Annotated in this window: 21 protein-coding genes and 4 tRNA genes; 19 read left to right on the top strand and 6 right to left on the bottom strand. The window is 57.9% G+C overall.

Translation table 11 applies throughout. The features are described from left to right. Window positions 1-4 precede the first annotated feature (4 nt). The 17 genes from trxA to ENTCL_RS21220 all read left to right on the top strand — a co-directional run bounded on the left by trxA (window position 5) and on the right by ENTCL_RS21220 (window position 15,236). The gene (gene trxA / locus ENTCL_RS21300; protein WP_013368191.1) at window positions 5-334 is read left to right on the top strand and encodes a thioredoxin TrxA; all 330 of its coding nucleotides are present in this window, start codon (window positions 5-7) and stop codon (window positions 332-334) included. Between the two features lie 323 nt (window positions 335-657). After that, window positions 658-1,917, top strand: a complete 1,260-nt coding sequence (gene rho, locus ENTCL_RS21295; RefSeq protein ID WP_002437993.1) for a transcription termination factor Rho — start codon at window positions 658-660, stop codon at window positions 1,915-1,917. Between the two features lie 238 nt (window positions 1,918-2,155). Next, window positions 2,156-3,259: a UDP-N-acetylglucosamine--undecaprenyl-phosphate N-acetylglucosaminephosphotransferase gene (gene wecA / locus ENTCL_RS21290; RefSeq protein ID WP_013368190.1), complete on the top strand. Its 1,104-nt coding sequence runs from the start codon at window positions 2,156-2,158 to the stop codon at window positions 3,257-3,259. A gap of 13 nt (window positions 3,260-3,272) precedes the next feature. Further along, window positions 3,273-4,319: an ECA polysaccharide chain length modulation protein gene (wzzE, locus tag ENTCL_RS21285; protein ID WP_013368189.1), complete on the top strand. Its 1,047-nt coding sequence runs from the start codon at window positions 3,273-3,275 to the stop codon at window positions 4,317-4,319. Window positions 4,320-4,376: 57 nt separating this feature from the next. Beyond that, complete coding sequence (gene wecB / locus ENTCL_RS21280; RefSeq protein ID WP_071841435.1) at window positions 4,377-5,507, top strand: non-hydrolyzing UDP-N-acetylglucosamine 2-epimerase; 1,131 nt, start codon at window positions 4,377-4,379, stop codon at window positions 5,505-5,507. Further along, window positions 5,504-6,766, top strand: a complete 1,263-nt coding sequence (gene wecC / locus ENTCL_RS21275; RefSeq protein ID WP_013368187.1) for a UDP-N-acetyl-D-mannosamine dehydrogenase — start codon at window positions 5,504-5,506, stop codon at window positions 6,764-6,766. The genes wecB and wecC overlap by 4 nt, the downstream gene beginning before the upstream one ends. Before the next feature lie 28 nt (window positions 6,767-6,794). Next, window positions 6,795-7,469 carry a dTDP-4-amino-4,6-dideoxy-D-galactose acyltransferase gene (rffC, locus tag ENTCL_RS21270; RefSeq protein ID WP_013368186.1) on the top strand — a complete coding sequence of 225 codons (675 nt, stop codon included), beginning with the start codon at window positions 6,795-6,797 and terminating at the stop codon, window positions 7,467-7,469. A 4-nt stretch (window positions 7,470-7,473) separates the two neighbouring features. Continuing rightward, window positions 7,474-8,604: a dTDP-4-amino-4,6-dideoxygalactose transaminase gene (gene rffA / locus ENTCL_RS21265; protein WP_013368185.1), complete on the top strand. Its 1,131-nt coding sequence runs from the start codon at window positions 7,474-7,476 to the stop codon at window positions 8,602-8,604. Window position 8,605: 1 nt separating this feature from the next. Then, window positions 8,606-9,856 carry a lipid III flippase WzxE gene (gene wzxE / locus ENTCL_RS21260; RefSeq protein ID WP_013368184.1) on the top strand — a complete coding sequence of 417 codons (1,251 nt, stop codon included), beginning with the start codon at window positions 8,606-8,608 and terminating at the stop codon, window positions 9,854-9,856. After that, entirely contained in the window at window positions 9,853-10,932 is a 1,080-nt protein-coding gene (locus tag ENTCL_RS21255; protein WP_013368183.1) for a TDP-N-acetylfucosamine:lipid II N-acetylfucosaminyltransferase, read from the top strand. Before wzxE ends, ENTCL_RS21255 begins: the two co-directional genes overlap by 4 nt. Further along, complete coding sequence (gene wzyE, locus ENTCL_RS21250; protein ID WP_013368182.1) at window positions 10,929-12,281, top strand: ECA oligosaccharide polymerase; 1,353 nt, start codon at window positions 10,929-10,931, stop codon at window positions 12,279-12,281. The genes ENTCL_RS21255 and wzyE overlap by 4 nt, the downstream gene beginning before the upstream one ends. Before the next feature lie 12 nt (window positions 12,282-12,293). After that, window positions 12,294-13,034, top strand: a complete 741-nt coding sequence (gene wecG / locus ENTCL_RS21245; protein ID WP_013368181.1) for a lipopolysaccharide N-acetylmannosaminouronosyltransferase — start codon at window positions 12,294-12,296, stop codon at window positions 13,032-13,034. Window positions 13,035-13,304: 270 nt separating this feature from the next. Continuing rightward, a complete protein-coding gene (gene thrP, locus ENTCL_RS21240) occupies window positions 13,305-14,690 on the top strand; it encodes a bifunctional threonine/serine APC transporter ThrP (RefSeq protein ID WP_013368180.1) in 1,386 nt (461 codons plus the stop codon). A gap of 102 nt (window positions 14,691-14,792) precedes the next feature. After that, window positions 14,793-14,869, top strand: a tRNA-Arg gene (locus ENTCL_RS21235). A gap of 66 nt (window positions 14,870-14,935) precedes the next feature. Continuing rightward, window positions 14,936-15,011, top strand: a tRNA-His gene (locus ENTCL_RS21230). A 19-nt stretch (window positions 15,012-15,030) separates the two neighbouring features. Further along, window positions 15,031-15,117, top strand: a tRNA-Leu gene (locus ENTCL_RS21225). A gap of 42 nt (window positions 15,118-15,159) precedes the next feature. Further along, window positions 15,160-15,236: transfer RNA gene (locus ENTCL_RS21220), tRNA-Pro, on the top strand. Window positions 15,237-15,587: 351 nt separating this feature from the next. Here ENTCL_RS21220 and ENTCL_RS21215 read toward each other — a convergent pair. From ENTCL_RS21215 to hemC, 5 genes are all read right to left on the bottom strand, one after another. Next, the gene (locus ENTCL_RS21215) at window positions 15,588-16,796 is read right to left on the bottom strand and encodes an MFS transporter (protein ID WP_013368179.1); all 1,209 of its coding nucleotides are present in this window, start codon (window positions 16,794-16,796) and stop codon (window positions 15,588-15,590) included. A gap of 170 nt (window positions 16,797-16,966) precedes the next feature. Further along, on the bottom strand, window positions 16,967-18,163 hold the full coding sequence (hemY, locus tag ENTCL_RS21210; RefSeq protein WP_013368178.1) for a protoheme IX biogenesis protein HemY: 1,197 nt from the start codon (window positions 18,161-18,163) through the stop codon (window positions 16,967-16,969). A gap of 2 nt (window positions 18,164-18,165) precedes the next feature. After that, on the bottom strand, window positions 18,166-19,344 hold the full coding sequence (gene hemX / locus ENTCL_RS21205; RefSeq protein ID WP_013368177.1) for a uroporphyrinogen-III C-methyltransferase: 1,179 nt from the start codon (window positions 19,342-19,344) through the stop codon (window positions 18,166-18,168). Between the two features lie 40 nt (window positions 19,345-19,384). Beyond that, window positions 19,385-20,125, bottom strand: a complete 741-nt coding sequence (gene hemD / locus ENTCL_RS21200) for a uroporphyrinogen-III synthase (RefSeq protein WP_013368176.1) — start codon at window positions 20,123-20,125, stop codon at window positions 19,385-19,387. Further along, window positions 20,122-21,063, bottom strand: coding sequence for a hydroxymethylbilane synthase (gene hemC / locus ENTCL_RS21195; protein WP_044612036.1), 942 nt, complete (start codon window positions 21,061-21,063; stop codon window positions 20,122-20,124). Before hemC ends, hemD begins: the two co-directional genes overlap by 4 nt. A 341-nt stretch (window positions 21,064-21,404) precedes the next feature. Between hemC and cyaA the strand changes: the two genes are divergently transcribed. Then, complete coding sequence (cyaA, locus tag ENTCL_RS21190; RefSeq protein ID WP_013368174.1) at window positions 21,405-23,951, top strand: class I adenylate cyclase; 2,547 nt, start codon at window positions 21,405-21,407, stop codon at window positions 23,949-23,951. Here cyaA and cyaY read toward each other — a convergent pair. Continuing rightward, a complete protein-coding gene (cyaY, locus tag ENTCL_RS21185) occupies window positions 23,948-24,268 on the bottom strand; it encodes an iron donor protein CyaY (RefSeq protein WP_013368173.1) in 321 nt (106 codons plus the stop codon). The two genes, cyaA and cyaY, sit on opposite strands and share 4 nt — an antisense overlap. Window positions 24,269-24,378: 110 nt before the next feature. Here cyaY and lptM point away from each other — a divergent pair, with 110 nt between their 5' ends. Then, complete coding sequence (gene lptM, locus ENTCL_RS23315; protein ID WP_013368172.1) at window positions 24,379-24,582, top strand: LPS translocon maturation chaperone LptM; 204 nt, start codon at window positions 24,379-24,381, stop codon at window positions 24,580-24,582. The last annotated feature ends 13 nt before the right edge of the window (window positions 24,583-24,595 follow it).

The raw sequence follows: 24,595 nt of genomic DNA, 5'->3' as shown, positions 1-24,595 counted from the left end.
AACTATGAGCGATAAAATTATTCACCTGACTGACGACAGTTTTGACACGGACGTACTCAAGGCTGACGGGCTGACCCTCGTCGATTTCTGGGCAGAGTGGTGCGGTCCGTGCAAAATGATCGCCCCGATTCTGGATGAAATCGCCGAAGAGTTCGACGGTAAACTGACCGTGGCCAAACTGAACATCGACCAGAACCCGGGTACCGCGCCGAAATACGGCATCCGCGGCATTCCAACCCTGCTGCTGTTCAAACAGGGCGAAGTCGTCGCGACCAAAGTGGGCGCGCTGTCCAAAGGTCAGCTGAAAGAGTTCCTGGAAGCTAACCTCGCCTGAGGATAGCCTCAATATTGCGGCGTCCACGGTTCCGAAAATAGAGGGATTGCTGGACGCCTGCGATAAGTCGTGCTAAGTTAACGTTGACTTCGTTTTAAACATACCTAATGTAGTTTGAATCTGGTTTTACCCAGGCTTCCCGTATCACTCGCGTGAGGCTTAAAGATTTCAGGCTTATCGCTTATTCCGTCTCGTCGTTTCAGTTCTGTGTTTTTTCCTTTGACCAGGCCGCGTACAGACATGAGTTGAAAGCCGTAAACAGGCATGGATGACCCTGCCATACCATTCACAACATACGTTCGAGATTTACCCCTCACACCACTATGAATCTTACCGAATTAAAGAATACGCCGGTTTCTGAGCTGATCACTCTCGGCGAAAATATGGGGCTAGAAAACCTGGCCCGTATGCGCAAACAGGACATTATTTTTGCCATCCTGAAGCAGCACGCGAAGAGTGGCGAAGATATCTTTGGCGATGGTGTGCTGGAGATTCTGCAGGATGGATTTGGTTTCCTCCGCTCCGCAGACAGCTCCTACCTCGCCGGCCCTGACGACATCTACGTATCCCCCAGCCAAATCCGCCGTTTCAACCTCCGCACTGGTGACACCATTTCAGGTAAGATTCGTCCGCCGAAAGAGGGTGAACGCTACTTTGCGCTGTTGAAAGTTAACGAGGTTAACTACGACAAACCGGAAAACGCGCGTAACAAGATCCTGTTCGAGAACTTAACGCCGCTGCACGCGAATTCTCGTCTGCGTATGGAGCGTGGCAACGGGTCGACCGAAGATTTGACCGCGCGCGTTCTGGATCTGGCATCGCCAATCGGCCGCGGCCAGCGTGGCCTGATCGTCGCGCCGCCGAAAGCCGGTAAAACCATGCTGCTGCAGAACATCGCGCAGAGCATCGCTTACAACCATCCGGACTGCGTGCTGATGGTGCTGCTGATCGACGAACGTCCGGAAGAAGTTACCGAGATGCAGCGTCTGGTCAAAGGCGAAGTGGTTGCTTCTACCTTCGACGAACCGGCATCCCGTCACGTTCAGGTCGCGGAAATGGTTATCGAGAAGGCGAAGCGTCTGGTTGAGCACAAGAAAGACGTTATCATTCTGCTCGACTCCATCACCCGTCTGGCGCGCGCTTACAACACCGTGGTGCCGGCTTCCGGTAAAGTTCTGACCGGTGGTGTGGACGCCAACGCCCTGCATCGTCCGAAGCGTTTCTTCGGTGCGGCGCGTAACGTCGAAGAGGGCGGCAGCCTGACCATCATCGCAACGGCGCTTATCGATACCGGTTCCAAAATGGACGAAGTTATCTACGAAGAATTTAAAGGTACAGGCAACATGGAGCTGCACCTGTCTCGTAAGATTGCTGAAAAACGCGTCTTCCCGGCTATCGACTACAACCGTTCCGGCACCCGTAAAGAAGAGCTGCTCACCACTCAGGAAGAGCTGCAGAAAATGTGGATCCTGCGCAAAATCATCCATCCGATGGGTGAAATCGATGCGATGGAGTTCCTCATTAACAAACTGGCGATGACCAAAACCAACGACGACTTCTTCGATATGATGAAACGTTCGTAAAAACCGCCGGTTAGAAAACGCCACGCACCTTTCTGCGTGGCGTTTTCGTTTATTTCATACGTGATGTGAATGTAATAACGAAAGAAGCACGGTGCTAAATTTTGCACAACGCAAGCGGCCATGGCGTTTTCTGATTAAGAAACAGATAAATCCACCTATTTCTCCCCTGTATTCCTCTTCAGGAGAAGCGCTTTCGTGAGTATACTTTCGCTATTAATTTTCGCAGAGAGCACGAATTGTGAATTTACTGACAGCGGGTGCTGATCTGATCAGTATTTTTCTATTCACAACCTTATTCCTTTTTTTTGCACGTAAAGCGGCTAAAAAGGTGGGTTTAGTGGATAAACCCAACTACCGTAAACGCCATCAGGGGATGATTCCGCTGGTGGGAGGGATCTCCGTTTACGCCGGGATATGCTTCACCTTCGGTATTATCGATCACTACATCCCTCACGCCGCGCTGTATCTCTCCTGCGCCGGCGTCCTGGTGCTGGTCGGGGCGCTCGACGATCGCTACGATATCAGCGTGAAAATTCGCGCCGCCGTTCAGGCGGTCGTCGGTATCGTGATGATGGTCGTCGGCAAACTGTACCTCAGCAGCCTCGGCTATATTTTCGGCTCGTGGGAGCTGGTTCTGGGGCCGTTTGGCTATTTCCTGACGCTGTTCGCCGTGTGGGCCGCGATTAACGCGTTCAACATGGTCGACGGCATTGATGGCCTGCTGGGCGGGCTCTCCTGCGTCTCATTCGCCGCCATGGGGATCATCCTGTGGTTCGACGGTCAGAGCAATCTCGCGATGTGGTGTTTTGCCATGATCGCCGCCATCGTTCCCTATATTATGCTTAATCTCGGCGTGCTTGGCCGTCGCTATAAGGTGTTTATGGGCGATGCCGGCAGTACGCTTATTGGCTTTACGGTCATCTGGATCCTGATGGAAACCACCCAGGGCGTAACGCACCCGATAAGCCCGGTCACCGCGCTGTGGATCATCGCGATTCCGCTGATGGACATGGTGGCGATTATGTTCCGCCGTCTGCGCAAAGGCATGAGCCCCTTCTCGCCGGACCGCCAGCACATTCATCATCTGATCATGCGCGCCGGGTTTACTTCCCGCCAGGCGTTTGTGCTGATTACGCTGGCGGCTGCGCTGCTGGCGGGAATTGGCGTGGCCGGTGAATATACGCACGTTATTCCTGAATGGGTCATGCTGATCCTGTTTTTCTTTGCCTTTTTCCTGTACGGATACTGCATTAAACGCGCATGGAAAGTGGCGCGGTTTATCAAACGCCTGAAGCGCAGAATTCGCCGAAACAGCGGTAAGACGCCAAAATTAACCAAGTAAAACTGGAAGAACGATGACTCAACCATTACCGGATGCACACTCAGCAAACGCTGAAAATGAGCTGGATATTCGCGGTCTGTTTCGTACGTTATGGGCGGGAAAACGCTGGATAGTGGGGATGGCGCTGCTGTTTGCGCTGGTGGTGCTCGTCTATACCTTTTTCGCCCGCCAGGAGTGGAGCGCGACGGCAATTACCGACCGTCCGACGGTCAACATGCTAGGGGGATATTATTCCCAGCAGCAGTTCATCCGTAATCTGGATAACAAAATTAACCAGGCCGCCGCCGAGCCGCCAACGGTGATGGACGAGGCCTACAAGGAGTTCATCATGCAGCTGGCGTCATGGGATACCCGCCGCGACTTCTGGCTGCAAACGGATTACTACAAGCAGCGTATGTCGGGAAATGCAAGAGCGGATGCGGCGCTGCTGGATGAGCTGATAAGCGATATTCTGTACACCCCAGGCGATGCGGCGAAAAGCGTCAGCGACAGCGTGAAGCTGGTGGCGGAGACCGCGCCGGATGCGAATAACCTGCTGCGTCAATACGTGGCGTTCGCCAGCCAGCGCGCTGCGGGCCATCTTAACGAAGAGCTGAAGGGCGCATGGGCGGCGCGCACGACCCAGCTGAAGGCACAGGTGAAACGCCAGGAGGCGGTAGCGCAGGCGATTTTTAACCGTCGGGTGCACAGCGTTGAGGAAGCGCTGAAGGTCGCGCAGCAGCACAATCTGTCGCGCAGCGCGACCGATGTGCCCGCCGAAGAGTTACCGGATTCTGAGCTTTTCCTGTTAGGGCGGCCTATGCTACAGGCGCGGCTGGAAAATCTGCAGGCAGTAGGGCCGGCGTTTGACCTCGATTACGATCAAAACCGCGCCATGCTGACGACGCTGAACGTGGGGCCGACGCTGGACCCGCGTTTTCAGACCTATCGCTATTTGCGTACCCCTGAGGAACCTGTAAAACGCGACAGCCCTCGCCGTACGTTCCTGATGGTGATGTGGGGCATTGTGGGTGGGCTCATTGGCGCCGGCGTCGCGTTGGCACGTCGCCGTGAGTACTAGTGTATTCCCCATGATGAGGGGGCGTTTGCCTTTATCATCTAATCGAAGAGAAGCGATGTGAAAGTACTTACCGTATTTGGCACTCGGCCAGAGGCCATCAAAATGGCGCCTCTGGTTCATGCGTTAGCAAAGGATCCTCACTTTGAGGCAAAAGTATGCGTAACCGCGCAGCATCGGGAGATGCTCGATCAGGTGTTGAAGCTGTTTGCCATTGTGCCGGACTATGATCTCAACATCATGAGCCCAGGCCAGGGGCTGACGGAAATTACCTGCAAGATCCTGCAGGGGCTTAAACCGGTGCTGGAGTCCTTCCAGCCGGACGTTGTTCTGGTTCATGGCGATACCACCACGACCATGGCGGCAAGCCTGGCGGCGTTTTATCAGCGTATTCCGGTCGGCCACGTTGAGGCGGGTTTACGTACCGGCAACCTCTACTCGCCCTGGCCGGAAGAGGCTAACCGTACGCTCACGGGGCACCTGGCGGCGTGGCACTTTGCGCCGACGACCACCTCGCGTGACAACCTGCTGCGGGAAAACATCCCGGAACAGCGGATTGTGGTCACCGGCAATACGGTCATCGACGCGCTGTTCTGGGTGCGCGACAGCGTGCTGAGCGAGGCATCGCAGCGTGCAGAGATGGCGGTGCGCTATCCGTTTCTCAATAACGGTAAAAAGACGATTCTGGTCACCGGCCACCGTCGGGAAAGTTTCGGCAGCGGCTTTGAGCATATTTGCCAGGCGCTGGCGACGCTCGCCACGACCCATCCTGATGTACAGGTCGTCTACCCGGTGCATCTCAACCCGAACGTCAGCGAACCGGTGAACCGTATTCTGGGCCATGTGGATAACGTGATTCTGATTGAGCCGCAGGACTATCTGCCGTTTGTCTGGCTGATGAACCACGCCTGGCTTATCCTCACCGACTCCGGCGGCATCCAGGAAGAGGCGCCGTCGCTCGGCAAGCCGGTTCTGGTGATGCGCGAGACCACCGAGCGTCCGGAGGCCATCGATGCCGGGACGGTACGGCTGGTGGGTACCGATACGCAACGCATTGTTGACGAAGTAACGCGTTTACTTCGCGACGACAAGGAATACCAGGCGATGAGCCGCGCCCATAACCCTTATGGCGACGGACTGGCCTGCGCACGCATTTTGTCAGCACTTAAAAATAATCAGGTAACGTTATGAGTTTTTCGACCATCTCTGTGATTGGCCTGGGCTACATCGGGCTGCCAACCGCGGTAGCGTTCGCATCACGGCATAAACAGGTGGTGGGTGTAGATATCAATCAGCACGCGGTAGACACCATTAACCGTGGTGAAATCCATATTGTTGAACCGGAGCTTGATAAGGCGGTGAAAGCCGCGGTGACCGGCGGGTATTTGACCGCCAGCACCACGCCGGTTGAAGCGGATGCATGGCTGATTGCCGTACCGACGCCGTTTAAGGGCAATCACGAACCGGATATGGTTTACGTTGAAGCTGCCGCAAAATCGATAGCGCCGGTACTGAAAAAGGGCGCGCTGGTGATCCTCGAATCCACGTCGCCGGTTGGCGCAACGGAGCAGATGGCGCAATGGCTGGCGGAAATCCGTCCGGACCTGACGTTCCCGCAGCAGGCAGGGGAGCAGGCCGATGTGAATATCGCCTACTGCCCGGAGCGCGTTCTGCCGGGTCAGGTGATGGTCGAACTCATTAAGAACGATCGGGTCATTGGCGGCATGACGCCCGCCTGCTCGGCGCGTGCCAGCGAGCTGTATAACATTTTTCTGGAAGGCGAATGCGTTATCACCAACGCGCGTACGGCGGAAATGTGCAAGCTCACGGAAAACAGCTTTCGCGACGTCAATATCGCGTTTGCCAATGAGCTGTCGCTGATTTGCGCCGATCAGGGCATTAACGTGTGGGAGCTGATTCGCCTCGCCAACCGCCACCCGCGCGTCAACATTCTGCAGCCAGGCCCGGGCGTCGGCGGCCACTGCATCGCGGTCGACCCGTGGTTTATCGTGGCGCAAAACCCTGAGCAGGCGCAGCTGATTCGCACCGCGCGCGAGGTGAACGATCATAAGCCGCACTGGGTGATTAACCAGGTGAAATCCGCCGTGGCGGACAGCCTGACGGCCAGCGGCAAGCGGGCCAGCGAGCTGACCATCGCCTGCTTCGGCCTGTCCTTTAAGCCTAACATTGACGATTTACGCGAAAGCCCGGCGATGGAAATTGCCGAGCAGATTGCGCGCTGGCACAGCGGGACGACTCAGGTGGTCGAACCTAACGTTCACCGCCTGCCGGCAAAACTGGAGGGGCTGTGCGCGTTCGTTTCTCTAGAAGAAGCGCTGCGCTCAGCCGATGTGCTGGTCATGCTGGTGGACCATAAAGAGTTTAAGGCCGTCAGCGGAAGCCGCGTAGAGCAGGCGTTCATTGTCGATACCAAGGGAGTATGGCGTTGAACAACAGCGTTTTCGCCGGAGCGACGTCATGCATATTCACGCAACGATTGAACCACTGAGCTGGGAAAACCAGTTCTTTGCGATTAACAGCAGCATCCTGCGTTTCGCCGAGCATGCCCCGGCGGTAACACCCGAGGCGCTGGCGCCCTGGGGCCGGGTGCAGGCCAAAATCGCCGCCTCGCAGGTGGCGCTGCTTGATGCGCTCCAGCATCTCGGGTTTCAGCTGGTCGAGGGGGAAGCCGATCTGGCTTTGCCGGTCAGGGAGCGCGGCGACACGCGGGCGGAGGTGGCGACGGAGCGGGATATTCCGCGGCTGCGCGAGCTTGCCGCCCGGGCCTTTGCGCTAAGCCGTTTTCGCGCGCCATGGTATGCCGATGACGCCAGCGGGCGTTTCTACGCACAGTGGATTGAAAATGCGGTACGCGGCACCTTTGATAATGAGTGCCTGGTGTTTCGCGATGCGACGGGCGATATCGCCGCTTTTGTGTCGATGCGGCAGCTGGCGTCCGGCGAGGCGCGTATCGGTCTGCTGGCCGGGCGCGGCGCGGGCGAAGCGCTGATGAATGCGGCGACGGGCTGGGCGCACCGGCGAGGGCTTTCGACGCTGCGCGTGGCGACCCAGATGGGCAACACCGCGGCGCTTAAACGTTACATTCAAAGCGGGGCGAATATCGTCAGCACCGCTTACTGGCTATACAGGTGACATAATGATCCCCTTTAACGCACCGCCGGTGGTAGGCACCGAACTCGACTATATGCAGTCTGCCATGGGCAGCGGCAAGCTCTGCGGCGACGGCGGGTTTACGCGCCGCTGCCAGCAGTGGATGGAGCAACGCTTCGGCAGCGCCAAGGTGCTGCTGACGCCGTCCTGTACCGCCTCGCTGGAAATGGCGGCGCTGCTACTGAACATTCAGCCCGGCGATGAAGTGATCATGCCGAGCTACACCTTTGTTTCCACCGCCAATGCGTTTGTTCTGCGCGGGGCGAAGATTGTGTTTGTCGACATTCGCCGCGATACCATGAACATCGATGAAACGCTGATTGAAGCGGCGATCACCGACAAAACCCGGGTCATTGTGCCGGTACACTACGCGGGCGTGGCCTGCGATATGGACGCCATTATGGCGATCGCCGATAAGCACAACCTGTTTGTGGTGGAAGATGCCGCGCAGGGCGTCATGTCGACTTACAAAGGGCGAGCGCTGGGCACCATCGGCCACATCGGCTGCTATAGCTTCCACGAGACCAAAAACTACACCGCGGGCGGCGAAGGCGGCGCGACGCTGATTAACGATCGCGCGCTGGTGGAGCGTGCGGAAGTGATCCGTGAAAAAGGCACCAACCGCAGCCAGTTCTTCCGCGGGCAGGTCGACAAATACACCTGGCGCGATATCGGCTCCAGCTATCTGATGGCGGATCTGCAGGCGGCATACCTGTGGGCGCAGCTGGAAGCCGCGGACCGGATTAACCAACAGCGCCTGACGCTGTGGAATACCTATTATCAGGCGCTGAAGCCGCTGGCGGATGCCGGGCGCATTGAGCTGCCGACCATCCCGGCGGACTGCGAGCACAATGCCCATATGTTCTACATCAAGCTGCGCGACAACGACGATCGCAGTGCGCTGATTAACTGGCTGAAAGAGGCGGAGATTCTGGCGGTGTTCCACTATATCCCGCTGCATGCGTCTCCGGCGGGGGCAACCTTCGGTCATTTCCACGGCGAAGACCGCTACACGACGCAGGAAAGTGAGCGCCTGCTTCGCCTGCCGCTGTTCTATAACCTGTCGCCGGTGAACCAGCGTACGGTAATCAATTCGCTGCTGAGCTATTTCTCCTGATATGTCGCTGGCTAAAGCTTCAGTGTGGACGGCTGCGTCCACGCTGGTCAAAATTGGCGCTGGCCTGCTGGTCGTAAAACTGCTGGCGGTCTCATTTGGTCCGGCGGGCGTCGGCCAGGCGGGTAACTTCCGTCAGCTGGTCACCGTGCTCGGCGTGCTGGCCGGGGCCGGTATCTTCAACGGCGTCACCAAGTTCGTCGCCCAGTACCACGACTCGCCGGAGCGCCTGCGCGGCGTGGTCGGAACCGCGTCGGCGATGGTGCTTGGCTTTTCGACCCTGCTGGCGCTGATCTTCGTGCTGGCGGCGGCGCCCATCAGCCAGGGGCTGTTCGGCCATACCCACTATCAGGGGCTGGTGCGGCTGGTGGCGCTGGTGCAAATGGGGATCGCCTGGGCGAACCTGCTGCTGGCGCTGCTGAAGGGATTTCGCGATGCGTCGGGAAACGCGCTGGTGCTGATTGCCGGCAGCGTTATCGGCGTGGCGGCGTATCTTCTCTGCTACCGTCTTGGCGGCTATGAAGGCGCGCTGCTCGGGCTGGCGCTGGTGCCGGCGCTGACGGTGATTCCGGCGGCGCTGATGCTGGCGAAGCGTAAGGTGATTCCGTGGGCGTACCTGAGGCTTCGCTGGGACGGCTGGATTGCGGGCCAGTTGGGTAAATTTACCCTGATGGCGCTGATGACCTCCGTGACGCTGCCGGTGGCCTACGTGATGATGCGAAACCTGCTGGCGGCGCATTACAGCTGGGATGAAGTCGGGATCTGGCAGGGGGTAAGCAGTATCTCTGACGCCTATCTGCAGTTTATCACCGCTTCGTTCAGCGTCTATTTGCTGCCCACGCTGTCGCGATTAACCGCCAAAGCCGATATCACCCGCGAGATTGCGAAATCGCTCAGGTTTGTCCTGCCCGCGGTGGCGGCCGCCAGCCTGACGGTATGGCTGCTGCGCGATTTCGCCATCTGGCTGCTGTTCACCGCAAAATTTACCGCCATGCGCGACCTCTTCGCCTGGCAGCTAGTTGGGGATGTGCTGAAAGTGGGCGCTTACGTTTATGGCTATCTGGTTATCGCCAAAGCGTCGCTGCGCTTCTATATTTTGACTGAAATCAGCCAGTTCGCGCTGCTGACGGCGTTTTCGCACTGGCTTATCCCCGCGCACGGCGCCGTTGGCGCCGCGCAGGCCTATATGGCGACCTACATTGTTTATTTCACGCTCTGTAGCGGCGTGTTTTTGATCTGGCGTAAACGGGCATGACTGCACTGATACATGTACTGGGATCGGATATCCCGCACCACAACCGCACCGTCCTGCGGTTTTTTAATGATGAGCTGGCGGCCTCCGGCGAGCACGCCCGGCAGTTCATGGTTGTGGGTAAGGAAAATGGACTTGGCGCCGCGAATCCGCAGCTGTCTTTAACGTTCTGGGAGAGCAAAAAGGCGCTGGCGCAGGCGGTCATCGCCAAAGCGAAGGCCGACCGCTCGCAGCGTTTTTTCTTCCACGGCCAGTTCAATACCGGCCTGTGGCTGGCGCTGCTGCTGGGCGGTATTAAACCCGAACAGTTCAACTGGCATATCTGGGGCGCGGATCTTTACGAGGTCTCCCGCGGTCTGAAATTTCGCCTGTTTTATCCGCTGCGCCGCCTGGCGCAGGGGCGGGCGGGCTGCGTCTTCGCCACCCGGGGCGATCTGACCCTGTTTGCCCGCCTGCACCCGAAGGTGCGCGGCGAACTGCTCTATTTCCCGACGCGGATGGACCCGGCGCTGAATACGGCGGCGCAGCCCGACCATCGCGACGGTAAGATGACCATTCTGGTCGGCAATTCCGGCGATCGCAGCAATGACCATATCGCCGCGCTGAAGGCGATTCATCAGCAGTTTGGCGATACCGTTACCGTAGTCGTGCCGATGGGATATCCGGCGAACAACGACGCGTATATCAACGAGGTGCGCCAGGCCGCGCAGGCGCTATTTTCCCCGGAAAACCTGCAAATCCTCAGCGAAAATCTGGCGTTCGAGGCGTATCTGGCGCTGCTGCGCCGCTGCTCCCTCGGCTATTTCCTGTTCCCTCGCCAGCAGGGGATCGGTACGCTGTGCCTGCTGATTCAGATGGGGATCCCCTGCGTGCTCAACCGCGACAACCCGTTCTGGCAGGATATGGTGGAGCAGCATATTCCCGTTTTGTTTACTTCTGATACGCTTAATGAAGCCGTGGTGCGTGAAGCGCAGCGCCAGCTGGCCTGTGTGGATAAAAGCCAGATCGCTTTTTTCCGCCCGAACTATCTGAGACCCTGGCATCGCGCGCTGCGCGTTGCGGCAGGAGAGGCATTATGAGCCTGATGGCGTTTACGGGTCTGTTTGCGGTGTGGCTGCTGGCGTCGCTGTTTATCGCGACGTTAACCTGGTTCGAGTTCCGGCGCGTGCGTTTTAACTTCAACGTCTTCTTTTCACTGCTGTTCTTATTGACGTTCTTTTTCGGCTTCCCGCTGTCGATGACGCTGGTGTTCCGTTTTGACGTCGGGGTCGCGCCGCCGGATATTTTGCTGCAGGCGCTGCTCTCCGCCGTCTGCTTTTACGCGGTCTACTACGTGGCCTACAAAACGCGGCTGCGCCCGGCGTCCGGGCAAACGGCCCGCCGCCCGCTGTTTACCATGAACAGGGTGGAAACCAACCTGATGTGGTTTATGCTGGCGTTTATCGCGCTGCTCTGCGTCAGCGTTTTCTTTATGCGCAACGGGTTCCTGCTGTTTAAGCTGCACTCCTACAGCCAGATCTTCTCCAGCGACGTCTCCGGCGTGGCGCTTAAGCGCTTTTTCTACTTTTTCATTCCGGCGATGCTGGTGGTTTACTTTCTGCGTCAGGACTATAAGGCGTGGCTGTTTTTCCTTGTGAGCACCGTGGCGTTTGGCCTGCTGACCTACGTCATTGTCGGCGGCACGCGCGCCAACATTATTATCGCCTTCGCCATCTTTCTGTTTATCGGCATTATCCGCGGCTGGATCTCGCTATGGATGCTGGCAGCGGCCGGTGTGCTGGGCATTGTGGGCATGTTCTGGCTGGCGCTAAAACGCTATGGCCTTAACGTCAGCGGCGATGAGGCGTTTTATACCTTCCTGTACCTGACGCGGGATACCTTTTCGCCCTGGGAAAACCTGGCGCTGCTGCTGCAAAATTACGACAAGATCGATTTTCAGGGGCTGGCGCCGATCGTGCGTGATTTCTACGTCTTTATTCCCGGCTGGCTGTGGCCGGACCGTCCTGGGATGGTGCTGAATACCGCTAACTACTTCACCTGGGAGGTGCTTAACAACCACTCCGGGCTGGCGATTTCACCGACGCTTATCGGTTCGCTGCTGGTGATGGGCGGCGTCTGGTTTATTCCCCTCGGCGCCGTGACGGTAGGGCTTATCATTAAATGGTTTGACTGGTTGTATACTTTAGGTAACCAGGAAACGAATCGCTATAAGGCGGCGGTTCTGCACAGTTTCTGCTTCGGCGCTATCTTCAATATGATTGTTCTGGCGCGCGAAGGGCTGGATTCGTTTGTATCGCGCGTGGTCTTCTTTTTGGTGATATTTGGCCTCTGTCTGCTGATGGCCAAACTGCTGTACTGGCTGCTCGACAGCGCCGGGCTGGTTCACAAGCGGGAATCCGGGGCCTCAAGGACGCTGTCGCAAGTCTGACTAAGGATAATAATGACTGACAATACTTCTGCGCCGTTGTATGACCTGCGTGGCCTGAGATTAATCGGCTGGCGGGATATGCAGCATGCGCTGGACTACCTTTGCGCGGGCGGCACGATGAAACACGGCACGCTGGTCGCCATCAACGCCGAAAAAATACTGACTATTGAAGATAATGCGGAAGTCAGGCAGCTCATCGACGCCGCGGAATTTAAATACGCCGATGGGATAAGCGTCGTGCGTTCGGTGCGTAAAAAGTATCCTGAGGCTAATGTTTCCCGCGTCGCCGGAGCCGATCTCTGGGAGGCATTGATGGCGCGCGCCGGCGCTGACGGCACCCCGGTATTTTTGGTGGGCGGCAAACCGGAGGTGCTTGCGCAAACCGCGCAAAAGCTGCGGGCGCAGTGGAACGTCAATCTCGTCGGCAGCCAGGACGGTTTTTTTACACCGCAGGAGCGGCAGGCGGTGTTTGAGCGTATCCGCGACAGCGGCGCGAAAATCATCACCGTGGCGATGGGTTCGCCTAAGCAGGAAATCTTCATGCGCGACTGCCGCGCGGTCCATCCCCAGGCGCTGTATATGGGCGTGGGCGGCACCTATGACGTCTTCACCGGCCATGTGAAGCGGGCGCCGAAAGTCTGGCAGGACCTGGGGCTCGAATGGCTGTACCGTCTGGTGTCGCAGCCCAGCCGTATTACCCGCCAGGTTCGTCTGTTACGCTACCTTGGCTGGCACTACACCGGCCGTCTTTAATTTCTTTTTTGCAGCGCAATATGCTATTTGCGCTGCAACCTACCTGCAACAACTGCTGCATTCTTGTGCAATACATTCATTTTTTTAACGCATCGTTTGCCATTTTATAGATTTTAAGAAACCATTTGCCCACTCATTGCAGCGCTGCGGCGCTTTTTGCGCCAGTCGTCAACGCAGACGACCGGTATCGCGTGGACTGCGATGGCAACATCTATACCCATAACAATAACCGGCAAAGACCGGAACTGTAGCAAACACAACCGAGGATTTATGGCAGAGAAAAAACCAGAGCTTCAGCGTGGGCTGGAAGCTCGTCATATCGAACTTATTGCCCTTGGCGGTACGATCGGCGTCGGCCTGTTTATGGGCTCCGCCAGTACGCTAAAATGGGCGGGGCCGTCCGTACTGCTGGCGTATATCATCGCCGGACTGTTCGTCTTCTTCATCATGCGTTCAATGGGCGAAATGCTGTTCCTGGAGCCTGTTACCGGCTCCTTCGCCGTGTACGCGCACCGCTATATGAGCCCGTTCTTTGGCTACCTCACCGCATGGTCGTACTGGTTTATGTGGATGGCGGTAGGCATTTCGGAAATTACCGCGATTGGCGTTTATGTCCAGTTCTGGTTCCCGGAAATGGCGCAATGGATACCCGCGCTGATCGCCGTCGGGCTGGTGGCCGTCGCGAACCTCGCCGCCGTGCGCCTGTACGGTGAAATCGAGTTCTGGTTCGCGATGATCAAAGTCACCACCATTATCGTGATGATCATCGTTGGCCTGGGCGTGATTTTCTTCGGCTTCGGCAACGGCGGTCAGTCGATAGGCTTTAGCAATCTGACGGAACACGGCGGCTTCTTCGCGGGCGGCTGGAAAGGCTTTCTGACGGCGCTGTGCATCGTGGTGGCGTCTTACCAGGGGGTTGAGCTTATCGGCATCACTGCCGGTGAGGCGAAAAACCCGCAGGTCACGCTGCGCAGCGCGGTAGGCAAAGTGCTGTGGCGTATCCTGATTTTCTACGTGGGCGCGATTTTCGTCATCGTCACTATCTTCCCGTGGAATGAGATTGGCAGCAACGGCAGCCCGTTCGTCCTGACGTTTGCTAAAATCGGGATTACCGCGGCGGCGGGGATCATCAACTTTGTGGTGCTGACGGCCGCGCTTTCCGGCTGCAACAGCGGCATGTACAGCTGCGGGCGTATGCTGTACGCGCTGTCGAAGAACCGCCAGCTCCCGTCATCGGTCGGCAAAGTGTCCCGCGCAGGCGTACCGGTCGCCGGGGTGGCTATCTCTATCGCCATTCTGCTGGTGGGCTCATGCCTGAACTACATTATCCCGAACCCGCAGCGCGTGTTCGTGTATGTGTACAGCGCCAGCGTGCTGCCGGGCATGGTGCCGTGGTTCGTTATCCTGATTAGCCAGCTGCGTTTTCGTCAGGCGCATAAAAAAGCGATCGCCAGTCATCCGTTCCGCTCCGTGCTGTTCCCGTGGGCGAACTATTTGACGATGGCGTTTCTGCTTTGCGTTCTGGTCGGGATGTATTTTAATGAGGATACCCGCATGTCGCTGTTTGTCGGGGTCATCTTCCTTGCTGCCGTGACGGCGGGATACAAGCTTTTTGGCCTGGGTCGCCATGCCGTCACCCAGAAGGTGGAGGAATAAGCGACAAAATGCGCAAAGCATAACCAAACACGCATTTTCTTTAAAAAAGCACTAGACAGCGGGGCGTGACGTCCGTATTATCCACCCCCGCAACGGCGCTAAGCGCCCGTAGCTCAGCTGGATAGAGCGCTGCCCTCCGGAGGCAGAGGTCTCAGGTTCGAATCCTGTCGGGCGCGCCATTTTGTCCCGGCGCTTGAGCTGCGGTGGTCTGCGAAGTCGGCAGGGCCGCGTGAAAGAATACAGTGGTGGCTATAGCTCAGTTGGTAGAGCCCTGGATTGTGATTCCAGTTGTCGTGGGTTCGAATCCCATTAGCCACCCCATTATTTAGAGTTGTGAAATGCGAAGGTGGCGGAATTGGTAGACGCGCTAGCTTCAGGTGTTAGTGTTCTTACGGACGTGGGGGTTCAAGTCCCCCCCCTCGCACCACGGCTCAAAGAATTGAACTAAAAATTCAAAAAAGCAGTACATCGGCGAGTAGCGCAGCTTGGTAGCGCAACTGGTTTGGGACCAGTGGGTCGGAGGTTCGAATCCTCTCTCGCCGACCAATTTTGAACCCCGCTTCGGCGGGGTTTTTTGTTTTCTCCCCGTTTTTTTCGTCGCCAGATAGCGACATCGCCTTTATTCCTAAAAACAACAATATCCCTGGATTCAGGGGTGCAACCTGCGCAACCAATGTGCGATAATAACCAGGTAGATGCTCATTCCATCTCTTATGTTCGCTTTCAGGCCTCATAAACTCAGGAATGATGCAGAGCCGTTTACGGTGCTTATCGTCCACTGACAGATGTCGCTTCGGCCTCATCAGACACCATGGACATAACGTTGAGTGAAGCACCATTTGTTGTCAAAACAGACCTGTTTTAACGCCTGCTCTTGAGCAGGCGTTTTTTTATGGGTTATTCCCGGTAGCGGGCCAGCAGCAGGGCGACTAGTGCGAACGTCGTCGCGCAGACCATATAGAGCGTCTGTATCGCGCCAAACCGTGCGGTCAGCAGTACGGTGATTCCGGTGGCCAGGGCTGCGCTGAGGGTTTGCCAGCGTCCGGTTCTGGCGCTGGCCGATGAAACCTCTGCCGCGGAGAAGTGGTGCAGTACGCTGAAGGTGCCGAGCGCGAACACGACGTTGGAGGCCAGGTGCGCAATAAAGATAAGCAGCAGCGCGGCGCTTGCCGCACCTCTGGTCAACGGAAGCGTGCCATAGGCGCCGAGGAAAATCAGCAGACAGCCGAGCAGTAACCGGTTACGTTTTGCGTATCCCGCCAGGCGATCGCCGTTGAGCAGCAGAGGCCCAAACAGCTGCCCCAGGCTGCGGCTGAACAGCAGCGGCAGCGCGAGGCCGGCCGCCCCGCCGGGGTTAAGCTGCTGTGCCAGCGCGGGCAATAGCGCCATGGCCGGAGAGCCGACCGCCGCCAGCGCGGGAAGCAGCAGCAGACTACGCTTTTGTACCGTACTGAGCGTCGCCCATGCCAGCCCCCTGTTTACAGGCACCGCGGCGGCCGATGCCTTGCCCTCCGGAAACCGTCTGCAGGCTAGCCACAGCAATCCCAATGAGAGCAGAAAGCTCAACGCATCAATGCCCAGCAGCGCAAAGGGCGAAACACGGCCGAAAAGCAGCACGCCGATACCCGTGCCGAGCAGCACCTGCGAAGCGAAAATCAGGCTCTCCATGGCGGTAGCTGCTGGCAGCTCGTCATTTCGCAACCCGTGTTTGAAGATGAGCGCCAGCGCAGGCCAGGTGATGCCGCCCAGCAGCGCCTCAACGGATTGCACCATCAAAAGCGCAGGGATGCTCTGATACTGCAGTCCGAACCAGGGAATCAGCAGGGCCAGCATCCCGGCGGCTTCGGCCGCCATCAGCACCGACAGCGGCGTAGCCCTGCGGCACAGCGTTTCCCCAAGCAGGCTGCCGATAAATCCTGGCACCGTGGCAAGAAGCCAGGCGAGGGTGAGCAACGCAGGGGACGCCTGCCACTGCAGAAGCTGGCCGAACACCACAACTTGCGTCAGACCATTGCCTAATGACGACCAGATAAATGCCGCCGCCAGCAGCCGCAGCCAGGCATAGCAGCGCAACGCGCGTAACAGCGCGAACAGCAAAAAATTCATGAGAGATTATCTCCAGCAATAACATACCCACGCGCGGCGCGCGTAATGGAAAAACAATGGGGGTGCTGGAGATAGCGTTACATTGGCGGGTAAGTATCCGTATTCGAAGTGAAAAATAAACCTAGCAGGGGAAGATAAAAAAAGAAAGGGGCCCTTATGGCCCCTTCATGTTACGCGGGTGGGTTGTTTTGCAGAGTCAGCAGCAGACCGTCGCGGCGCATCGCGGCGGCTTCTTCCGGCTGGTGCTGCCTGTCCAGCGCATCGGCAAGCCAGGCATAATCAAACGCGTCGGGACGCTGTTTCAGCGCCGCGCGGAAGGCGAGGGTCGCCTCCTGCCATTCGCCGTGTTTCATCAGCGATTGCCCAAGCGTGCTCCACAGCAGCGGGCGGTCGCCCACGGTTTTGAGCTGCTGGCGCAGCACTTTTTCCAGCTGCTCCGGATTGTTGGTTTTGAGACGCGGAATGGGCGCCAGCAGGCGATCGTCATAGTGGCGCTTCAGGCCGTCGATAACGATCTGCTGCGCGGTGTCATGATCGTCACACTCGATGAGATGTTCCGCCATGGCGACCTGCAGCGCGACGTCGTGGCGCGTTTTGCGGCTCTGGTTTTTCCACCAGTTACGCAGTCCTTCGCTGCCGTCGTTGGCTTGCGCCTGATCCATCAGCCCAATCCAGGCCTGCTGCTCCAGCGCCGCGCGCTGGGCGTCGTCGACAACATTAGCTTTGCCCATTGACGGGATGATATCGATAAGCGAGCTCCAGGCGCCAGTGCGGGTATAGGCCTGCTCGGCAAGACGCAGCACTTCCGGATGGCGCGGCGCTATCTCCAGCAGCTTATCGACGCCGTGGCGCGCCGCGTGATTTTCATTACGCGCCAGCTGCAGACGTACGCGGGTAATCTCGACCGGGATCAGGTCATTACCGGCAATTTCCGCCGCGCGCTCCAGATGCTGGTTGGCGCGCGCTTCGTCACCGCGCTGCTGCGCGGCTTCGGCGGCGAGCAGGTAGTTGACCACCGGCTGCTCGGCGTGGTCGGCATTTTTCGACATCAGCTTCTCGACCTGCTGATAGTCGCCTTCCGCCAGCTTCAGCAGCGCCTGTTCGGTCTGCTTACGCGCGCGACGACGCTTACGGCCGACAAACCAGCCGCGGGTGTGGGCGCCGGTACGCAAGAGACGGCGTAAGACCCACTCGATAGCGAAAAGAACGGCCATGGCGAGGATCATAACGATCGCCAGGCCGGTAACGCTGGTTTCAATGTTATAGGTGTCGGTCTGGATCAGCACATAGCCCTGGTGGCCCGCGATCATGGGGCCCACGACGATCCCGGCGATCAGCAGTGCAAAGAGCAACAATACTTTCAACATGCTCATTCTCCTTGCGGCGCGGCCGGCGCTTCAGATGGCGCAGGCGCCGGTGCGGCGGCCGTCGGCGCTGCCGCAGGCTGTGCCAGCAGGTTACGCACGCGGGTCTGCATCAGTTTTTCCAGAATTTGCTGGCTCTGCAGAGATTCCGGCACGTTCATGGTGATGCTCTGCTGGCTGAGCTTATCCACTTCATCCAGGAAGGCTTTCGTGGTGGCGTCCTCGGTGTCGTAGTAGGCGCGCACCCAGGTGGAGACGTTATCCAGCGCCTGTTTATAAGTTTCTTCCTGATGGCGAGGAACGGCCTGCGCCGCAACCAGCAGGCGGGAGCGGATATTTTCGCGCAGGTAGACGTCCTGATTCGGCGCCAGCAGGGGAACGGCGGTTTCATCGCGGCGGCGGATAGTGATAAAGCTATCCATAAAGTTCTGCCAGCTCTTTTGCAGGTTCACGCGCCATTCGCTAATGGAACTTGAAAGCTCGCTGCTGTCCGCATCCATCGGCGCGTCATCGTCGTTGTTGTCCGCCAGACGCAGATTATCAATCTGGTTCGACAGCTGATTGACCTTCAGGATAATACCGTCGTAATCCACCTGGGAGACCGCCGACAGGCTGGCGATATCGTCAGTGATGGCGCGACGGGCGTTGATAAGGCTGGGATCGTTCATGTCCGCCAGGCTGGCGTCGGCGCTTTTCAGCAGCGCGGCGGCGGTGGTGACGTCCTGATCGCTCCACAGCTTGCGCCCGGCCAGTTTGACCAGGAAGTCCGCCTGGGCGAGCAGCCAGGTTTTGGCATCGCTGCCGGAAATGGTGGCGACTTTCTGCTGGACCTCACCGAGCTGTTTGCTCAGGGCGTCCTGCTGGCGTTTGGCGTCGGCGAGCTGCTCCGCCTGCTGCTTAATCACGCCTTCCAGTTCGCTTTTCTGCGTTTCCTGCGCCTTTTGCAGGGCGGTGACCTGATTAACCAGCGCGTCGTTGGTGGTGGTTTGATTTACGCCCTGCTGTTTCACCAGGCCATACAGACCGACGCCCGCGGCCAGCGCAATCGCGATGGCGACCGCGCTCAGGACAAGGCTGGTTTTATTGCTGCCGTTCTTTTTCTCAGCATGTTCCTGCTGTGGCGAAGTGTCCACGGCTTCCCTGGTCTCTTCAACCACGGCGGAGTTGTCTTTTTGTTCCGTCATTATGGCTTCCAATTATGAGAGTTATCCATACCCGAATACGTTAGGGTATAGCACGCAGCAGCGCGTCGTTGTCGGCGCTATCAGCCACCTGAATATCCTTCCAGCCCAACTCGCGGGCCAGACGGGCGAGCCGTTCGCTGACGACCACCATTTTGCACTCCAGCAGCCAGCGTTCGCGATACCACGGGGGGATTAGCGACCAGAGCTGTTGTAACATTTCCCCGCTGGTCGTGACCAGCGTCGTCACCCCGCGCGACTGCCAGCGCATGGCTTCTTCTGCGCCGTCATAGTGTCGGGGAGTTCGTTGATAACATTCACAAAACGTCACATCGGCGCCGCGGGCGCTCAGCGTATCGCCCAGCAGCTCCCGTCCGCCGTTGCCGCGCAGAATCAGCGCCTTTTTGCCCGTAATATTTTGTAATTCAGGTAATTGTAGCAATACTTCGCTGATTTCCCGATCCAAAGGATAGCGAACGTCGATGCCGCTGACGGTGTGCAGCGCCAGCGCGGTGGTGCGTCCGATGGCGAAGTAGCCGGGCGGCGACGGCCAGCGCAGGCCGGACTGCTGCAGCTGCCCGTGGGCGAAGTCGACGGCGTGCTGCGACAGCGCGAATAATAAATCGCCTGCGCCCAGCGCGGACATCGCCTGCGCGAGCCCGGGAAGATCGCGGCCGGGGGTAAATTCAATGAGCGGAAAGCTCCAGGCCTCTCGCCCCATCGCCTGCAGGCGGCGGACCAGCTCTTCTCCTTGCTCAGAGGGGCGAGTGACCAGAATACTCATTGCGGTGCTTCTCCGTTATAGACCTCAGCGAGGATCTCGCGCGCGCCGTTGTCGAGCAGCTCTTCGGCCAGCGATACGCCAAGACGCTCAGCCTCTTCCGGCGTGCCGCGGCGCTCTCCGCGCACCATACGGCTGCCGTCCGGAGCGCCAACCAGCGCGCGCAGCCACAGCTCGCCGCCTTGTAATTCAGCATAGCTACCGATAGGCACCTGGCAACCGCCCTCCAGACGGGTGTTCATCGCGCGCTCTGCGCCGACGCGAACGGCGGTTTCCGGATGGTTCAGCGGCGCCAGCAGGGCGCGCGTGGCGTCATCATCTAGGCGGCACTCGATGCCGACGGCGCCCTGGCCGACGGCGGGCAGCGACTGCTCCGGCGACAGAGCCTGGCGGATACGCGATTCCAGGCCGAGACGCTTCAGGCCGGCGACGGCCAGAATAATCGCGTCGTAGTCGCCGTTATCGAGCTTGCTCAGACGCGTGCCGACGTTGCCGCGCAGAGAGCGGATAACGAGATCCGGACGCTGTGCGGCCAGCTGGCACTGACGGCGTAAACTTGACGTGCCAACGATGCTGCCGGCAGGCAGCGCATCGAGGGACGCGTACTGATTTGAGACAAACGCATCGCGCGGATCTTCGCGTTCGCAGATGGTGGTCAGCCCAAGCCCCTGCGGGAACTCGACCGGCACATCCTTCATTGAGTGAACGGCGATGTCGGCGCGATGTTCAAGCAGAGCCAGCTCCAGCTCTTTGACAAACAGTCCTTTTCCGCCCACTTTGGCCAGCGGAGTATCAAGAATAACATCGCCGCGGGTGACCATGGGAACCAGTTCAACCTGTAGCCCCGGGTGACACGCCGTCAGGCGGTCTTTGACATAATGTGCCTGCCACAGCGCGAGGGGGCTTTGTCGGGTGGCAATTCTTAAAACTTTGTCTAACATGCTTGTTACCGTCATTATCGTCTACTAAGCATCCTAACATTGTTGCCATAAGGATGTTAGTTTTCACCGATTTCCGAATTTTGCAGAAAAAAGCCGGGCGAACCGTATTAAGGAATTTACACGTTGCAAACGGTGCTAGACTTGTATGTAGCGCATCTTTCTTTACGGTCAAACGGCAAGGTGTTAAATTGATCACGTTTTAGACCATTTGTTCGTCACTACTACGCTAACTATTTCTGACGACAAACGGGAACGGTTCTTGTTGAAATACTAAAAACCCCTGTCTCTTGCGCTCCTGCAGCCCGGACGATACGGCGGTTTTGAACATCAGGCGATATGTCTTGTACCTCTATATTGAGACACTGAAACAGAGACTGGATGCCATCAATCAATTGCGTGTGGATCGCGCGCTTGCTGCCATGGGGCCCGCTTTTCAGCAGGTCTACAGTCTACTGCCGACATTACTGCACTATCATCATCCGCTGATGCCGGGTTACCTTGACGGTAACGTTCCCAAAGGCATCTGCCTGTACACGCCTGATGAAACCCAACGCCACTACCTCGACGAGCTTGAGCTGCATCGCGGCATGCCGCCGCAGGAAACCGCCAAAGGGGAGCTGCCGATCACCGGCGTGTACTCCATGGGCAGCACCTCCTCGGTCGGGCAAAGCTGCTCTTCCGACCTCGATATCTGGGTCTGCCACCAGGCTTGGCTTGATAACGAAGAGCGTCAGCTGCTGCAGCGCAAGTGCAGCCTGCTGGAAAGCTGGGCGGCGTCGCTGGGCGTAGAGGTCAGCTTCTTCCTGATCGACGAAAACCGTTTCCGCCATAACGAAAGCGGCAGCCTCGGGGGTGAGGACTGCGGTTCCACTCAGCATATCCTGCTGCTTGACGAGTTTTACCGTACCGCCGTGCGTCTCGCCGGGAAACGTATTCTGTGGAATATGGTGCCGTGCGAGGAAGAAGAGCATTACGACGACTACGTCATGACGCTCTACGCGCAGGGCGTACTGACGCCAAACGAATGGCTGGATCTCGGCGGGCTGAGCTCGCTGTCGGCGGAAGAGTACTTCGGCGCCAGCCTGTGGCAGCTGTATAAAAGCATCGACTCCCCGTACAAGGCCGTGCTGAAAACGCTGCTGCTCGAAGCCTATTCCTGGGAGTATCCCAACACCCATCTTCTGGCGAAAGACATCAAACAGCGCCTGCACGATGGCGAAATCGTCTCCTTTGGTCTCGACCCTTACTGCATGATGCTGGAGCGCGTCACGACCTACCTGCAGGCGATTGACGACGATACGCGTCTCGATCTCGTGCGCCGCTGTTTCTATCTCAAGGTGTGTGAAAAACTAAGCCGCGAGCGCGCCTGCGTCGGCTGGCGTCGCGAAGTGGTGGGACAGCTGGTGAAAGAGTGGGGCTGGAGCGAAGAGCGCCTCGCCATGCTGGATAACCGGGCGAACTGGAAAATCGATGAGGTGCGCAAAGCGCATAACGAACTGCTCGACGCGATGATGCAGAGCTACCGTAACCTTATCCGCTTCGCGCGTCGGAATAACCTGAGCGTATCGGCAAGCCCGCAGGACATCGGGGTGCTGACCCGCAAGCTGTATGCCGCGTTTGAGGCGCTGCCGGGCAAAGTGACGCTGGTGAACCCGCAGATTTCCCCGGATCTGTCCGAGCCAAATCTGACGTTTATCTACGTGCCGCCGGGACGCGCCAACCGTACGGGCTGGTATCTGTACAACCGCGCGCCGAAGATGGAGGCTATCGTCAGCCATCAGCCGCTGGAATATAACCGTTATCTTAATAAGCTGGTGGCGTGGGCCTGGTTTAACGGCCTGCTCACCTCGCGCACTCGCCTGTTTATTAAGGGCAACGGGATTGCCGACCTGGCAAAACTGCAGGAGATGGTAGCGGACGTATCGCACCACTTCCCGCTGCGCCTGCCCGCGCCGACGCCGAAAGCGCTGTACAGCCCGTGTGAGATTCGCCATCTGGCGATTATCGTTAACCTGGAGTATGACCCGACGGCGGCGTTCCGCAATCAGGTCGTGCATTTCGATTTCCGCAAACTGGACGTGTTCAGCTTTGGCGAAGAGCAGAATTGCCTGGTTGGCAGCGTTGACCTGCTGTACCGCAACTCGTGGAATGAAGTGCGTACCCTGCACTTTAACGGCGAGCAGGCGATGATTGAAGCGCTGAAAACGATCCTCGGCAAAATGCACCAGGACGCCGCGCCGCCGGACAGCGTTGAAGTCTTCTGCTACAGCCAGCACCTGCGCGGCCTGATTCGCACCCGCGTGCAGCAGCTGGTTTCCGAATGCGTCGAGCTGCGTCTTTCCAGCACCCGTCAGGAAACCGGGCGCTTTAAAGCGCTGCGGGTCGCCGGGCAGACCTGGGGGCTGTTCTTCGAACGTCTGAACGTCTCGGTGCAGAAGCTGGAAAACGCTATCGAGTTTTACGGCGCGATTTCGCATAACAAGCTGCACGGATTGTCGGTGCAGGTGGAAACCAACCAGGTTCAGCTGCCGCAGGTGGTGGACGGGTTTGCCAGCGAAGGGATCATCCAGTTCTTCTTTGAAGACACCAGCGATGACAACGGCTTTAACATCTATATTCTGGACGAAGGCAACCGCGCTGAGGTGTATCACCACTGTGAGGGTAGTAAAGAGGAGCTGGTGCGCGACGTCAGCCGCTTCTATTCGTCATCGCACGATCGCTTCACCTACGGCTCAAGCTTTATTAACTTCAACCTGCCGCAGTTCTATCAGATTGTGAAAACCGACGGTCGCGCCCAGGTGATTCCGTTCCGCACCCAGACGATTAGCGCAGCCGTTCCGGCGAACCAGGAAGTGACTGCGCCTCTGCTGCAGCAGTATTTCTCTTAACGAAAACGGACCGTTTCGCCGGCCTGCTGGCTGGCGGCGTGTTCCAGCAGATCCCAGAACGTTTCGCCGCTGCGATCGCAGACCCACTCATCGCCTTTGAGACTGAAGTGATAGCCGCCCTGGCGGGTCGCCAGCCATACCTGATGCAGCGGCTCCTGGCGGTTAATAATGATTTTGCTGCCGTTTTCAAAGCTCAGAGTCAGCACGCCGCCGTTGATCTCACAATCAATGTCGCTGTCGCCGTCCCACTCATCCAGACGCTCCTCAATGGTGAGCCACAGGGCGTCGGCAAGGCGATGGAATTCACTGTCGTTCATTTTTATTTCCCATTATTGCGTGATGGCGGCAGTATAACGCTAAACGCTTGCTTTTACGTCTTCTCCTGCGATGATAGGAAGCAGAAAGCATCAACTACAGGCACTTTAGAATGAAGAACGTTTTTCGACCTTTGGTCATGTTGACTGTGCTGTTTACCCTTGCGGGCTGTGGTCTGAAGGGGCCGCTTTATTTCCCGCCAGCGGATAAGACGGCGCCTGTGCCGACGAAACCGGTCAATACAGGCACGCAGAATGCGGAGCCAAGCCGCAACGATCGTGGCGATACGGGTGGCCCATCACAGGTCAATTATTAATACTGAGCCGCTG

This window comes from [Enterobacter] lignolyticus SCF1 (genome assembly GCF_000164865.1).
Taxonomy (GTDB): Bacteria; Pseudomonadota; Gammaproteobacteria; order Enterobacterales; family Enterobacteriaceae; genus Enterobacter_B; species Enterobacter_B lignolyticus.
The sequence above is the reverse complement of the archived record's forward strand: the minus strand, read 5'-3'. Positions and strand labels throughout refer to the sequence as shown.

What these genes read in the sequence shown, in the direction of transcription:
- hemC (WP_044612036.1), bottom strand. Translation starts at nt 21,063, where the DNA reads ATGTTAGACAAAGTTTTAAGAATTGCCACCCGACAAAGCCCCCTCGCG.
- wzzE (WP_013368189.1), top strand. Translation starts at nt 3,273, where the DNA reads ATGACTCAACCATTACCGGATGCACACTCAGCAAACGCTGAAAATGAG.
- hemX (WP_013368177.1), bottom strand. Translation starts at nt 19,344, where the DNA reads ATGACGGAACAAAAAGACAACTCCGCCGTGGTTGAAGAGACCAGGGAA.
- trxA (WP_013368191.1), top strand. Translation starts at nt 5, where the DNA reads ATGAGCGATAAAATTATTCACCTGACTGACGACAGTTTTGACACGGAC.
- hemD (WP_013368176.1), bottom strand. Translation starts at nt 20,125, where the DNA reads ATGAGTATTCTGGTCACTCGCCCCTCTGAGCAAGGAGAAGAGCTGGTC.
- ENTCL_RS21255 (WP_013368183.1), top strand. Translation starts at nt 9,853, where the DNA reads ATGACTGCACTGATACATGTACTGGGATCGGATATCCCGCACCACAAC.
- lptM (WP_013368172.1), top strand. Translation starts at nt 24,379, where the DNA reads ATGAAGAACGTTTTTCGACCTTTGGTCATGTTGACTGTGCTGTTTACC.
- rffA (WP_013368185.1), top strand. Translation starts at nt 7,474, where the DNA reads ATGATCCCCTTTAACGCACCGCCGGTGGTAGGCACCGAACTCGACTAT.
- wzxE (WP_013368184.1), top strand. Translation starts at nt 8,606, where the DNA reads ATGTCGCTGGCTAAAGCTTCAGTGTGGACGGCTGCGTCCACGCTGGTC.
- rho (WP_002437993.1), top strand. Translation starts at nt 658, where the DNA reads ATGAATCTTACCGAATTAAAGAATACGCCGGTTTCTGAGCTGATCACT.
- rffC (WP_013368186.1), top strand. Translation starts at nt 6,795, where the DNA reads ATGCATATTCACGCAACGATTGAACCACTGAGCTGGGAAAACCAGTTC.
- ENTCL_RS21215 (WP_013368179.1), bottom strand. Translation starts at nt 16,796, where the DNA reads ATGAATTTTTTGCTGTTCGCGCTGTTACGCGCGTTGCGCTGCTATGCC.
- wzyE (WP_013368182.1), top strand. Translation starts at nt 10,929, where the DNA reads ATGAGCCTGATGGCGTTTACGGGTCTGTTTGCGGTGTGGCTGCTGGCG.
- wecC (WP_013368187.1), top strand. Translation starts at nt 5,504, where the DNA reads ATGAGTTTTTCGACCATCTCTGTGATTGGCCTGGGCTACATCGGGCTG.
- cyaY (WP_013368173.1), bottom strand. Translation starts at nt 24,268, where the DNA reads ATGAACGACAGTGAATTCCATCGCCTTGCCGACGCCCTGTGGCTCACC.
- thrP (WP_013368180.1), top strand. Translation starts at nt 13,305, where the DNA reads ATGGCAGAGAAAAAACCAGAGCTTCAGCGTGGGCTGGAAGCTCGTCAT.
- wecG (WP_013368181.1), top strand. Translation starts at nt 12,294, where the DNA reads ATGACTGACAATACTTCTGCGCCGTTGTATGACCTGCGTGGCCTGAGA.
- hemY (WP_013368178.1), bottom strand. Translation starts at nt 18,163, where the DNA reads ATGTTGAAAGTATTGTTGCTCTTTGCACTGCTGATCGCCGGGATCGTC.